At 48.2% G+C, this 14,168-nt stretch carries 10 protein-coding genes; 6 read left to right on the plus strand and 4 right to left on the minus strand.

What is annotated here, in order from left to right; all coding sequences use genetic code 11:
* The first annotated feature begins 4 nt into the window (after positions 1–4).
* The 4 genes from NV375_RS03595 to NV375_RS03610 all read left to right on the plus strand — a co-directional run bounded on the left by NV375_RS03595 (position 5) and on the right by NV375_RS03610 (position 6,368).
* On the plus strand, positions 5–1,954 hold the full coding sequence (locus tag NV375_RS03595) for an acetoacetate--CoA ligase (RefSeq protein WP_258806998.1): 1,950 nt from the start codon (positions 5–7) through the stop codon (positions 1,952–1,954).
* 8 nt (positions 1,955–1,962) lie between these two features.
* Positions 1,963–4,191, plus strand: a complete 2,229-nt coding sequence (locus NV375_RS03600) for a bifunctional diguanylate cyclase/phosphodiesterase (protein WP_258806999.1) — start codon at positions 1,963–1,965, stop codon at positions 4,189–4,191.
* A 9-nt stretch (positions 4,192–4,200) separates the two neighbouring features.
* Complete coding sequence (locus NV375_RS03605; protein WP_258807000.1) at positions 4,201–5,844, plus strand: electron transfer flavoprotein-ubiquinone oxidoreductase; 1,644 nt, start codon at positions 4,201–4,203, stop codon at positions 5,842–5,844.
* Positions 5,845–5,963: 119 nt separating this feature from the next.
* Complete coding sequence (locus NV375_RS03610; RefSeq protein ID WP_258807001.1) at positions 5,964–6,368, plus strand: H-NS family nucleoid-associated regulatory protein; 405 nt, start codon at positions 5,964–5,966, stop codon at positions 6,366–6,368.
* A 64-nt stretch (positions 6,369–6,432) separates the two neighbouring features.
* On the opposite strand, the gene NV375_RS03615 is transcribed toward NV375_RS03610, so the two are convergent.
* Positions 6,433–8,484 (minus strand): S9 family peptidase, encoded by a 2,052-nt coding sequence (locus NV375_RS03615; RefSeq protein ID WP_258807002.1) that lies wholly within the window; start codon positions 8,482–8,484, stop codon positions 6,433–6,435.
* Between the two features lie 216 nt (positions 8,485–8,700).
* Positions 8,701–9,348 (minus strand): hypothetical protein, encoded by a 648-nt coding sequence (locus tag NV375_RS03620; protein ID WP_258807003.1) that lies wholly within the window; start codon positions 9,346–9,348, stop codon positions 8,701–8,703.
* A 198-nt stretch (positions 9,349–9,546) separates the two neighbouring features.
* Between NV375_RS03620 and tsaA the strand changes: the two genes are divergently transcribed.
* Both tsaA and NV375_RS03630 read left to right on the plus strand, forming a co-directional pair.
* Complete coding sequence (gene tsaA, locus NV375_RS03625; RefSeq protein WP_258807004.1) at positions 9,547–10,314, plus strand: tRNA (N6-threonylcarbamoyladenosine(37)-N6)-methyltransferase TrmO; 768 nt, start codon at positions 9,547–9,549, stop codon at positions 10,312–10,314.
* Positions 10,315–10,371: 57 nt separating this feature from the next.
* The gene (locus NV375_RS03630; RefSeq protein ID WP_258807005.1) at positions 10,372–12,078 is read left to right on the plus strand and encodes a proline--tRNA ligase; all 1,707 of its coding nucleotides are present in this window, start codon (positions 10,372–10,374) and stop codon (positions 12,076–12,078) included.
* 215 nt (positions 12,079–12,293) lie between these two features.
* On the opposite strand, the gene gpt is transcribed toward NV375_RS03630, so the two are convergent.
* Entirely contained in the window at positions 12,294–12,779 is a 486-nt protein-coding gene (gene gpt, locus NV375_RS03635) for a xanthine phosphoribosyltransferase (protein ID WP_126770652.1), read from the minus strand.
* A gap of 6 nt (positions 12,780–12,785) precedes the next feature.
* The gene (locus NV375_RS03640) at positions 12,786–14,096 is read right to left on the minus strand and encodes an NCS2 family permease (protein ID WP_309491679.1); all 1,311 of its coding nucleotides are present in this window, start codon (positions 14,094–14,096) and stop codon (positions 12,786–12,788) included.
* Positions 14,097–14,168 lie beyond the last annotated feature (72 nt).

Genomic DNA, 14,168 nt, shown 5'->3' on the forward strand with positions numbered 1-14,168 from the left:
GAAAATGACAACGAAAATGCTGTGGCAACCTTCAGCAGACACTATTGCCGCTGCGCGTATGACGCATTTTATGCAATGTCTGAATCAAGACCAAAACTTAGCGCTCGCCAACTACCACGATTTACATCAATGGTCGGTCGAGCACAGTGCAGACTTTTGGCGTTATGCGTGGGATTACTTAGCGGTGATCGGCGAGCCAGGCGAACGTACTGTCATCGACCAAGACAAGCTCCCAGGCGCACGTTGGTTCCCTGATGCACGCCTAAATTTCGCCGAAAATTTGATGCGCTACAATGATGAGCGTATCGCTTTGGTGTTCCGTGGTGAAAATGGCGCACGTCAAGCATTGAGCTACCAAGAATTGCACCGCCAAGTTGCTCTTGTTGCAGCGCATCTGCGCAGTTTAGGCGTGCAAAAAGGCGACCGCGTTGCCGCGATGATGCCCAATTGCTGTGAAACGATTATCGCTATGCTGGCCACCACCAGTTTGGGCGCCATTTGGTCATCTTGCTCGCCCGACTTTGGTGTGCAAGGCGTACTTGATCGTTTCGGTCAAATTGAACCGAAGGTTTTACTTACCGTCGATGGTTACTTCTATAATGGAAAAACCATCGATATCAGCGACAAGACCAGTGCCATTCGCGCGCAATTACCAAGCCTCAAACAGACTATTTTTGTCGCCTTTGCCGAGCTCGAGCAAGAGCTCCCCGAAGCCAGTTTCGATTGGCACGCTATTGTTGCGAGCAAGCATGAAACGCCCGCTTTAGAATTCGTGCAAACAGACTTTAATCATCCGCTTTACATCATGTTTAGTTCAGGCACTACCGGCGTGCCCAAATGTATCGTACACGGCGCCGGTGGCACCTTATTGCAGCACTTAAAAGAACATGCGCTGCACACGGACATCAACCGCGATGATGTATTTTTCTATTTCACCACCTGTGGTTGGATGATGTGGAATTGGCTCGTGTCTGGCCTTGCCCAGGGCGCCACGTTGGTGCTGTTCGACGGCTCGCCTTTTTACCCGCAACCGAGTGTATTGTGGGACATTGCCGATCAAGAAGGCATTAGCGTGTTTGGCACCAGTGCAAAATACCTATCCGCGCTCGAAAAAGCCGAGTGTAAACCACGCACCAGCCACCAACTTGACGACTTACGGGCTATCCTTACCACAGGTTCGGTATTGGCGCCTGAAAGCTTTGATTATGTTTATCGGGATATCAAAACTGATCTTTGTTTGTCATCCATTTCAGGTGGTACCGATATCGTTTCTTGCTTCGCTTTGGGTTGCCCTATCCTGCCCGTTTACCGTGGTGAGCTGCAATGCCGCGGGTTAGGCCTCGATGTGCAAATTTTCAATGAACAAGGGCAAGCGGTACGCAACGAAAAAGGCGAACTCGTGTGTCGCAATAGCTTCCCATGTATGCCGTTAGGCTTTTGGCACGACGACAGTGGTGAGCGCTACTTTAATGCCTATTTTGCGCGTTTTGACAACACATGGGCCCACGGTGACTACGCCGAGCTTACCGATCACGACGGCGTGATTATTTATGGCCGTTCCGATGCCGTACTCAATCCGGGTGGTGTGCGTATTGGCACCGCCGAGATTTATCGCCAAGTCGAAAAAATTGATGCCGTACTCGAAAGTATTGCGGTCGGTCAGCACTGGCAAGATGACGAACGTGTCGTACTCTTTGTGCGGTTACGTGATGGCATAACCCTCGACGACGAGTTGCAACAGCAAATACGCAGCACCATTCGCGCCAATGCAACACCTCGGCACGTACCTGCGGTGATTGCTCAGGTCAATGACATTCCACGGACGATTAGCGGTAAGATTGTTGAGCTTGCTGTGCGTCAAGTGATTCACGGTGAGCAAGTCAAGAACACTGATGCGCTGGCTAATCCGGATGCTTTACGTGAGTTCGCCAACCGTCCTGAGTTGCAGGAGTAGTCAGAAACATGCAAGCGCGTTGGCGGTTGGTGCGACGGTTAGTGCTGATCTTTTTTATCGGCTGTGTGTTGACCTTAGTGTCAACCCGGTTCATTTTGCTCGCCGAAGAACAAACCATCCGCCAGCGATTAAGCGACGACAGCCGCCAAGTTGAGCACCAATTACGCCAGATGATGCTCAACTATGCCTTTGCTACCGAGTGGACTGCGCGTAGTCTTGAAGTTGGTGGTATCGACTATGCTAAACAGCTTAGTGACGAAGCCGCTTCGCTGTTTCTTTATTACCCTTCTTTGCAACGCATTCTGGTCTTCGACACCGACTTCAACAAGCAATTTGAACGTTACCGCGATGCTGAACAAGCGCTACCGGCGCAAGATTTTTCGACCAGTATAATTGCTGAGAACTTACGCCAAGAACCCGCCTTGCCTCATGCACAAAGTGCACCGGCACAGAACTTTTCTAAAAACCCAGCCGATATTGTGATTGCACTGCCATTTACTACAGCAGAGCATATGCATTACCTCATCTTGGTCGTCAACATTCATAAGCTTTTTGATCAGTTGATCCGCCAGCAAATTACTGAAGGGTATCAAGTTGCGGTAAAACTGAATGAACAGACCATTTATCGTTTTGCTGGCACTGATGCTCTGCGTGATAAGTGGTTAATCGAAAGGCCTCTGGTGTTTGCAATTAATACATGGGAGTTAGAGCTTTGGCCGACCGCGGCAAAGCTTGCCGACATGTATTCAGCGAGCGCCAAGCTGGTCTTTTTTGGTGGCTTATTACTGACCGCAGGCGGGTTAGTACTTGGCTGGCGTTCGCATCGTTTACACAAAGCGGTGAAAGAGCATCATCAAGAAGTAAAACAGTTGCGCAAGCGTCTGAAAAACATGCATGCTACCGAAGCTCAGTTGGTCTTTTTATCCGACCACGATGCGCAAACTGAATTGCCAAATAAAAATGGCTTAGCCCACCATCTTGAGGGCCTGCTCGAGCGCTGCGCCACCGAACAAAAGAATTTAAGTTTACTGATCATTAGTATTGATTCGTTAGCTGAGCTCAATCACGCTCTCGGTCATCCCGTTGGCGATGAAATTATTCAACGCATTGCCCAGCGCATCAATAAAGCCGTACCGGCGTCGGTATTTTTGGCACGCACCAACATTGATACTTTTGTTGCCGTGAATACTACCGAGGACTGGGGACATTTAGCGCTCGATCTCGCGCGAACAATTCGTGAAGCGATTCGCCCGCAGTTATTTATTGATGAACACGAAATTTACTGTTCGGCATCCATAGGCATAGCACTTGCGAAAGACGCCAACTACCAACTCGAGACGCTCTTACATAATGCCGATGCTGCCCATTATAAGGCCAAGCAACAAGGCTTTTTCGGCATTGAACAATATCAACCAGAACAACGGCATGCGCTAGGTGAGCGCCGCGAAAGACTCCATGCGTTGCGGATTGCGCTCGATAAACAAGAACTGGAGTTAAACTACCAGCCTATTATCCAGCTCCGTAATCAACGTGCCGAGGGAGTTGAAGGGCTCATACGGTGGCGCACTAAAACCGGACACGTCATCGAACCCCAGCAATTTTTGCACCTGATGGAGCAAACCGGACTCATTTTTTCGCTGACTGAATTCGCCATTCGAACGGCGTGCCAACAGTTAAAACAATGGCATAGCAAGGGTATAGAACAACTCACTATGAGTCTGAACTTTTCCTTACGCCAACTCACCATGCCCGAGCTGCCGCAACTTCTCGAGCAACACATCAAGCGTGCCCAACTCGCCCCAGAGCACGTGCAGCTGGATATTAATGAGGCAGTGTTTCTGCAACTTTGCCAACATCATCACAGCACCTTAGATTGCTTTAAAAAGCTTGGCGTACGACTCTGTGTTAACCTGTTAGGGGTGAGTCATCAATTGCTTCAGGCCATGGAACGTTGTACGCCACAGGTCTTTAAAATAGCGCCGGAATTAATTGCGGAAATCCCTAACGATGTCGTGCAAACCGAACTCGTTGAAAGCATCATCCGTCTAGCGCAAAATTCACATTGTCAGGTCATTGCTGTTGCCGTTGAACATCAACAGCAAATCGACTTTCTAAAACAACGAAACTGTTATCTAGCGCAGGGGAACTTGCTAGCCCCACCGCTTACGGCAGCACAATTAGGTCGGTTGTTAGACGCACCATTCGTCGGACAACAGCCACCATCAGCGTCTTTATAGGAGTCCATTATGCAACGCGAAAGTATGGAGTTTGATGTCGTCATTGTAGGTGCAGGTCCCGCAGGTCTTGCCACTGCAATCCGCCTTGCACAACTTGCCCAAGAGCAAGAACAAGAACGCATGATCTGCGTCGTTGAAAAAGGCTCAGAAGTCGGCGCACATATTCTCTCTGGTGCCGTTTTTGAAACACGTGCCCTAGACGAGTTACTGCCCAACTGGAAGGAACTTGGCGCGCCACTGTCGACGCCCGTTACCGAGGACCACATTTTTTACTTTAATAGCGCCGAGTCCGCACGTCGGCTACCCAACTTCATGGTGCCGAAAACCTTCCACAATGAAGGCAATTACATCACCAGCATGGGCAACGTTTGCCGCTGGTTAGCTGAGCAGGCCGAAGCACTTGGTGTCGAAATTTTCCCTGGCTTTCCGGCCGCTGATGTCATCATTGAAGACGGCAAAGTAGCGGGTGTCATTACTGGCGACATGGGTGTTTCTGCCGATGGCGAGCAAAAAGAGAGTTTCGAGCCAGGAATGGAGCTCCGAGCGAAGTATACCGTCTTCGCTGAGGGCTGCCGTGGTCACTTAGGCAAACGCTTGCAAGATGAATTCAAACTCAACGACGACGCTTCGCCACAGCACTATGCCATCGGCTTTAAGGAAATTTGGGATATCCCTGCTGAACAGCACCAACCGGGGCTTGTGGTCCACAGCACTGGCTGGCCATTAAATGACGATGCGACGGGCGGTGGTTATCTTTATCACGCCGAAGACGGGCAAGTTTATGTCGGCCTTATCGTTGATCTTAATTACGCAAACCCTTACTTGAATCCGTTCCAAGAGTTTCAGCGCTTTAAAACACACCCAGAGATTGCCAAAGTTTTGAACGGTGGTAAGCGGGTGACTTACGGCGCACGAGCGATTGCTAAAGGTGGATTTTATTCGCTACCGAAAATGACCATGCCGGGTGGCTTGCTAGTGGGCTGTAATGCTGGCACGTTGAACTTCGCAAAAATCAAAGGTAATCATACGGCAATGAAATCCGGCATGTTGGCGGCTGAATCGATTCACGAAGCCTTAACTGCTGACCAGGCGCAGACTGAACTTACTGGCTTTATTGATAACTTTAAAGCGTCATGGCTTTATGATGAACTCTACCGTTCACGTAACTTTGGTCCAGCTATTCATAAGTTTGGTACTTGGTTTGGTGGTGCATATAACACCATCGATCAAAACTTTTTCGGCGGTAAATTACCTTTTACCATCAAAGATCAAACTGCCGATTATGCGAGTTTAGGAAAAGCGAGTACCTATTCACCGATTGATTATCCAAAACCCGATAATAAATTAACCTTTGACCGCCTATCGTCGGTCTATTTATCGAATACCAATCACGAAGAAGATCAGCCCTGTCATTTAAAACTTAAGGACGCTGATATTCCCTTGACGGTCAATTTACCGGAGTATGCGGAGCCGGCACAACGTTATTGCCCTGCTGGCGTTTACGAAGTGGTTGAAGAAGACGGACAAGCAGTTTTTAAGATTAATGCGCAGAATTGTATTCATTGCAAAACCTGTGACATTAAAGATCCAAGCCAAAATATTACATGGGTAACTCCAGAAGGCACCGGCGGTCCTAATTACCCAAATATGTAAATACGTTTTCTATCAATTCGCACTCGCTGTATGATATCGCCGACGACAAAATAAGATTGTCGTCGGCGTTTCTTTTTCATCTAATGTAATTTCTTTTTATAACTTTGGAAGTAACAACAATGAGTGACTTTTTAGATATCCTGACGCACGGACGTCGTCTTAAAGCTGCGGTAAAGGAATTATCTATTCAAGAATTAGAAGAAGTCGAACAAAAGTTAGTGAAAGTTATTGCTGACCGCCGTGAAGAACAAGCCGAATTAAAGAAACTTGAAGCTGAGAAGCAGCGAAAAATCGAAGAACTTCGTGAAGCAATGGCGGCTGCAGGAATAGACGCATCGGAGCTATTGCAAGGCGAGGTTAAAGGTACCACCAAAGCTAAACGCAAACGTGCACCTAAGCCAGCGAAATATGCCATTGTCGATGCAAATGGCGAACGCAAAACTTGGACTGGCCAAGGCCGTATGCCCAACGCATTGAAAGACGCATTGGCCAAAGGTAAAAGTCTCGACGATTACCTTATTTAATAAACTCAATATCGGGCTCCGCTCGCAGGTGCAAGCGGAGCCAACTTGTTTCGTCGATGTTAGTTTATTCAGAAGCCTCTTCGGAGGCTTTCTGAAGTTCAGGGTCGAACTTTTCGAACCAATCACGAGTCATCAATTGGGTGCGCAAATAGTTAGAGGGAATTGAGCCGGTTCCGTGATATTCCCCTTTCATAGCAACGAGCCGAGTTGGCACCCCGCGCATTTTTAATGCTGAGAAATATTGCTCAGCTTCTTCAAAAGGTGTACGGAGATCCTTATCCCCTGTCATTAATAAAACAGGTGTGTTGACATCGCCAACCATCTGCAATGTTGAATCTTTCAGCCAAGCATCAGGATTTTCCCAGAATGGCTCATCAAAAAATCGATAGACCCAAGCCGGTACATCGGAATAACCAGCCATAGCGATCCAACTTGTGACGGGACAACGGGATACCGCACTATTAAATCGATCAGTAACCGCAACCAAGTAAGTGGTTAGCACTCCTCCCCCAGAACAACCGGTTACAAATAAGCGATTAGGGTCTACCAAGCCAGTTTCAATAGCAGTATCTACACCAGAGAGTAAATCGCTACCATCTTTGGGGCCGGGGTACATTCCTTGGATTGCGTTCGCAAATTCGGCGCCATACCCAGTGCTCCCCCGAGGATTGGTGTACAGCACAATGTAGCCATTAGCAGCAAAGTCTTGGAAGGTAAAGTTAAAACCAACGTTATACATAGCGTGAGGTCCGCCATGAATATAGAGCACCATAGGGTATTGTTTATTTTCGTCGTAGTTGGGCGGCATGACCATCCAGCCTTGAACTCGCGTGCCATCGTCGCTGTCGTACCAGATTTCTTTAACTTCGCCAAAATCCGTATCCGCAAAAATGTCATTATTAAGTTCAGTTAATTTTTTCGGCGCAGATTTACCATCAATATAGACATCGGCGGGCTGCTGAGGTGATGAGCGCACGTAGCCCAAGGTACCATCTTTGGCAATAGAGTCTAAGCCAACAACTTGCTCGCCGCTTGTAATCGCCTCAACCTCGCCTCGGAGATTGACACGGTGTATGTTGATACTCCCATGCTTACCATAAGTAAAATAAACAGACGTGGAACTTTCATCCCATAACATAGCTTCCGGTGGGCCAGCTAGGTCTCCCACCAAACGACGTTGCCCAGTACCATCAATATTCATGATGTACATGTGAGTATGTCGGTAGGTATCATCCGCCCATTCCGGTGCACCAATGTAAGCAATGTGCTTACCATCTGGTGATACCATCGGAGAATGGAAATAACCATCGGGCGAAGTCATCGCCTCGACCTCACCCGAGGATAATTTAACTCTGTATATTAAGGATTTAAAAACATCGATATCGGAATGTTTTTGGGGTTGTCCATCGAAGTAAAGGTATTCTCCATCTGCACTCCAAGATAGGTTCCCGCCTGTTGCAATAGCCCCAAGCCGACGTAGAGATACATTCCATTCTCCATGTGTTAACTGTTTTGGCGTTCCTCCATCAGCCGGTACGATAAAAACGTGGTCAAAGCCCGTATTTGTCATACCGACACGATCTTGCCGGTAGTGCAAGGTATCGATTACAAATGGATCGTCATTCCATTTTGCCCCTGGTGGTTTTCCTGGAAGCTCCATAGTCCACTTGTTACTCTTGATAGTTCGAGCAATGTAAGCAATAAATTTACCGTCCGGCGACCATACATAATTGCGCGGCTTTAATGCATTATGGGTAATTTGCGATGTTGCAACAGTCCCATCCATAAATCGTACGAACAGCTGCGGAACGTCATTGTGACCAGAAGCAACATAAGCAACACGATCACCATTTGGCGACCATTTTGCGTTACTACCCTTTAGCAAAAATGCATGCTTTGTTCCGTCAGGCTTCACTTGCCATATTTCACTGTGCAATGTGTCGTTCAACTTATCGATACGGGTTCTATTGTAAAGCACTAGACTAGCATCGGGCGCTACTTGAACATTACTAACACGTTCAAAATCGAGCCACTGCTCTGTTTTTAACGGTTGACCGGCCCATGCTGGCAGACTGATTGTTAACGTAACTAAAGTAACAAAAAAGAACTTTTTCATATTATTGTCGTTCCCATTTACCAAATCTAGTTACATCACTAGCAAGTAAAGAATGAACTATCAACCAAGCGTATGATGGGAATCCGACGGAATGGCTGATTTTAGCGTTAAGTTGGTTATCGGATAACCACAAAAAAGCTCCAGTGATAATTTCTATCACTGGAGCGCCATAGATCTTTTCGTCAAACTCGTCAGAAATTCTATACCGATACTTAATTAGTCGTGCAACGTGATAGTAATTTCACCAATGCCCGCGTCGATATTAATACGCGCATCGCCACTACCTGAGGCACGGCCTGAAGCGCTAATAAAATGACGCTCGTTGTTGGTATGGTCGCCACCACGAATTTTCACCTCACCAATACCGACATCCGTTTTAACATCAGCAATAGCACCGTAAATATCCAACTCGACCTCGCCAACGCCAAGGTCAATCTGTAAATCAGCTGCAGCCAATTCACCGCTGATTTCACCGACGCCTAAATCTAGGTCTATTTCACCGACTTGTGGCATCCGCAAGACCCAGTGCAATTCAATATCTTCCTGTTCAGGTACACGTAAGCGTAAGGTGTCACCGCTTTGCTCAGCGGTCAGCTCTACGGCATCTAGATTGCCATCGTTGAAAAAGGCTGAATCGCCCTCTTCCGCGACCAGCTCAACTTCCAGCTCATTACCACTTGAGCGTTCGAAGGTAACCGTACCAACGCCACTTTCAATATCAATTCTGGTTGCTTTTGAGACTTCGTACGTAGCGTTAAAGGTACGTTCATGTGCATTGGCTGTGCTCGCAAAAGGCAAACTCAACGCGGTAACAGACGCGATTAAAAAGAAGGCGGAAAACCAAACAGACTGTTGGCGTGTCATTGTATTTCTCCCACATTTAGCAATTTTTGTTGTTCGCTTTGGTTCTTAAGACGCTGTTGAACATCGATAAGTTGACAGCGCTAAGAAACTTTTAGGTTCTCTACAGCTTATGCAGGGTCCATGCCAACTTTTATTATTTGTTATTATTCAGCAGCTTACAGCGCCTTTACGATTTGAATCTAAAAGCGAAGTAGTTCTATGATTCGCCAAAAACACAAAAATATGCTGAAATTCACCAACCATTTCAGTAGCACCAACATCATGACGCACACTATCGAAGCTGTGGGAGTGATACATTCGCCCTACGCGCAAAAATTCGCAATCCCACGACAGCCAGGCCTCGTTACGGCCGCGCACGCTAAGATCGAACTCTACGCCGGCTTCGACGGTGAAGCAGTTCGCGGTTTAACCGACTTCAGCCACATATGGGTCTTATTCTTATTTCATGAAAATTTGGCCCAAGGTTGGCAGCCACTGGTGCGCCCCCCGCGTTTAGGCGGCAATACTAAAGTGGGTGTTTTTGCCAGTCGTTCCACCTTTCGACCCAATGGCATTGGTATGTCCGTGGTCGAATTGCTCGCTATTCAGCAACACGATGGCAAAACCAACTTACTGGTACGGGGCGGCGACTGGGTCAACGGTACCCCAGTTATCGATATCAAGCCGTATCTGCCCTACGTTGATGCGCTCCCATCGGCGCAAGGCGGCTATGCCCATCGCGCTCCTGAACATCAATTAACCGTCATTTATACACTACAGGCGCAGCAACAATTGCGCGAACTTGCCGCCGCATACGCCAATCTTGAACAACTCATAACCCAAGTCTTACAGCAAGATCCTCGACCGGCGTATAAACGCAATCAAGCCTCAGAGCAAATTTATGGTATGCAGCTTTATGACCTAAACATTCAATGGCGGGTCGAAGATCAACAAAACCTTGTCATAAACATCACGAAAGACTTTTGACGGGGCGCCGCTACTGGTAGAATTCTCGGCAACTGAACGAATACAAAAAGGGATATCATGCGGACCAGTCACTATCTTTTGGGCACACTCAAAGAAACACCTGCTGACGCCGAAGTCATCAGCCATCAACTTATGTTGCGCGCCGGTATGATCCGTAAAGTCGCAGCCGGACTTTATACATGGACGCCAACCGGTTTACGTGTGTTGCGTAAAGTTGAGGCGGTGGTGCGCGAAGAAATGGAACGGGCTGGCGCTCTTGAAGTTCTAATGCCAATGGTGCAACCGGCCGATTTATGGGAAGAATCAGGTCGTTGGGAAGATTACGGTCCAGAATTGCTGCGTTTAAAAGATCGTAACCAACGTGACTTTGTGCTTGGTCCAACACACGAAGAAGTAATTTCTGAGTTGGTTCGCAAAGAAGTAAACAGTTACAAGCAACTCCCTTTGAACCTATTCCAAATTCAGACCAAATTCCGTGACGAGATTCGACCACGCTTTGGTGTGATGCGTGCGCGCGAATTCATCATGAAAGATGCCTATTCTTTCCACCTTGATCAAGCGAGCCTGCAAGCAAGTTATGATGCCATGCATGCAGCCTACTGCCGCATTTTTGAACGTCTCGGCCTTGATTATCGCCCGGTGATAGCCGACACCGGTTCAATTGGCGGCAGCTCGTCACACGAGTTTCATGTTCTGGCAGACTCAGGTGAAGACGATATCGCCTTCTCAGATAGCTCTGATTATGCGGCCAACGTCGAGTTAGCCGAAGCTGTGGCTCCTGCGACAGAGCGTCCTGCGCCATCTGCTGCAATGGAGAAAGTCGCCACGCCAAACGCAAAAACCATCGATGCCTTGGTCGAGCAATTCAAACTGCCAATTACGCAAACCGTTAAAACACTGATTGTACATGGCAGTGAAGAAGGCAAACTCGTGGCTCTCATGGTCCGTGGTGACCACACTCTTAACGAAATTAAGGCGGCCAAGCTCGAGCAAGTGGCCAGCCCATTGGTTTTTGCCAGTGACGAAGAAATTCGTGCTGCTATTGGCGCGGGTCCGGGTTCATTAGGACCTGTCGGCTTGCCATTAGAGTTGGTCATTGATCGAAGCGTAGCGGTTATGGCGGACTTTGGTGCCGGTGCCAACGAAGATGGCTTTCATTTCTTCAATATTAACTGGGAGCGCGATGTCCCTCTGCCTGTTGTAGCGGACTTGCGCAACGTCGTTGAAGGTGATCCAAGCCCATGTGGACAAGGCAACTTACAAATTAAACGCGGCATTGAAGTAGGCCACATTTTCCAGTTAGGAAAGAAATATTCTGATGCGATGAAAGTGGGTGTGCTTACCGAAACAGGGAAGCATGAGAATTTATTGATGGGTTGCTATGGCATTGGCGTTTCACGTATTGTTGCCGCCGCTATCGAGCAAAATCACGACAAGTTCGGGATTACTTGGCCGGAAGCTCTAGCACCATTCCAAGTTGCGATTGTACCGATGAACATGCACAAGTCGGTGCGCGTACAAGAAATCGCAGAACAGCTCTACAGCGAGCTTAAAGCTGCGGGGGTGGATGTTTTATTCGATGACCGCAAAGAGCGTCCAGGCGTGATGTTCGCCGACATGGAGCTGATTGGTATTCCACATCAAATCGTTATTGGCGAACGTAACCTCGACGAGCAAGCCGTGGAGTACAAGAACCGACGTTCAGGTGAGAAAACCAAGGTCGCGATCGGCGACGCCGTCGCTACCGTTCAAAACGCCTTGTAGCCCGCAGTTCTACTGCGGGTTCTATCGAATTGAACAAACATGGTCCAAACGTGTAGCTAATCCCGTGGTAGAACCACGGGCTACCCCAAATCTTTTGAACAAACATGGTCCAAACGTGTAGCTAATCCCGTGGTAGAACCACGGGCTACCCCAAATCTTTTGAACAAACATGGTCCAAACGTGTAGCTAATCCCGTGGTAGAACCACGGGCTACCTTAACTCTCTTGGCCTGCTAACGGTTCAACGTAGTGCAAGTGCATGTCCCACGGAAAGTGAATCCAGGTTTCCTGCTCCAAATCAGCGACATAATCGTCAACCAGTTCCATACCCGCTGGTTTCGCATAAACCGTGATGAATTTAGCTTTGGGTAAACGCTCACGGAGGAACTTAAGCGTATTGCCGGTATCCACTAAGTCATCGATTACCAAGAAGCCTTCACCATCTTCGGTACAGCTCACATCTTTCAATAGCGTAACGCTGTCGCGTTGACTATCGTGATCGTAAGAACTTACACAGACGCTCTCCACTAAACGCACGTTGAGCTCACGCGCAACGATGGCCGCCGGTACTAAACCGCCACGGCTAACCGCGATAATGCCCTGCCATTGCTCAGCAGGTAGTTGACGACGTGCCAACTCTTTAGTGGCGCGATGTAACTCTTCCCAAGATACGAAAAACTCGCGATTTGTATGCCATCCCATGATGTCTTACCCCAACCAAATGAATTTTGCGACAAATAGCGCTGCCAGCACAGCAACACTCCAATTTAATTCTTTGTAACGTCCGCCGAGTGCTTTTACCACCACATAGCTGATAAAACCAAGCGCAATACCGTCAGCGATTGAATACGTTAATGGCGTCATCAGCAGCACAACCGCCACTGGCGCAGCTTCGGTCACGTCATCCCAATCGACTGAGCGCAAGGTGAATAACATTAGCACCGATACGTAAATGATTGCGCCCGCGGTTGCATAGGCTGGCACCATTCCTGCCAATGGCGCGAAGAAAATCGCTAGCACAAATAGTACACCAACAATCACTGCGGTAAGACCCGTCTTACCGCCTGAGGCCACCCCTGAAGCTGACTCGATATAACTGGTCGTTGTTGAGGTTCCGAGCATAGAGCCCGCCACTGAAGCCGTCGAGTCAGCCATAAGCGCTTTTTCTAAGCGCGGAAGTTTACCGTTTTTATCGGTCATGCCCGCACGTTGCGCAACCGCCATCAACGTCCCCGACGTATCAAACAAATCGACAAATAAGAACGCAAAGATCACGCTGAGCATGGCCACGTCAAATGCGCCTGCGATATCCAATTGCATAAAGGTCGGTGCGAGGCTAGGTGGCGCCGCAACAATGCCTTGATAGCTGACATCACCGAGCAACCAGCCGATAAAGGTAACCAGCAAGATACTAATCAACGCTGCACCTTGGACTTGTCGAGCCACCAAACCAATGATTAAGAAAAAGCCTAAACCGGCGAGCAACACCGACAGCTGTGACATATCACCAAGGGTTACCAAAGTCGCTTCGTGTGCCACGATAATATTGGCATTTTGCAAGCCGATGAGCGCCAAAAATGCGCCAATACCGGCGGCAATGGCAAGGCGTAAAGTGGCAGGTATCGAGTTGATAATCCACGAGCGAATTCGTAACGCAGAAAGTAAGAAGAATAAAATACCAGAAAAGAACACCGCACCAAGTGCAGCTTGCCAAGTGTAGCCCATACCCAACACGACGCTATAGGTAAAAAAGGCATTCAGCCCCATTCCTGGCGCCAGCGCAACTGGATAGTTGGCCCACAAACCCATGATCAAACAGCCAATAGCAGCCGCCAAACAGGTTGCGACAAAAACAGCACCCTGGTCCATACCCGCTTGACTTAAAATCGATGGATTCACAAAAATAATGTAAGCCATGGTCAAAAAGGTTGTGATACCACCGATCACTTCCGCCTTAACCGAGCTTCCTTGAGCTTTGATTTTAAAAAGTTTTTCCAATACCGATTGGAATCCACTCACACGCAACTCCCCCACTCTGTCGCTCACAAATGAACCGCTTTAAAAAATTGCGCTAGTGTACCTGAATGCAGG

The sequence above is a fragment of the Pseudidiomarina sp. CB1 genome (assembly GCF_024752025.1).
GTDB lineage: Bacteria > Pseudomonadota > Gammaproteobacteria > Enterobacterales > Alteromonadaceae > Pseudidiomarina.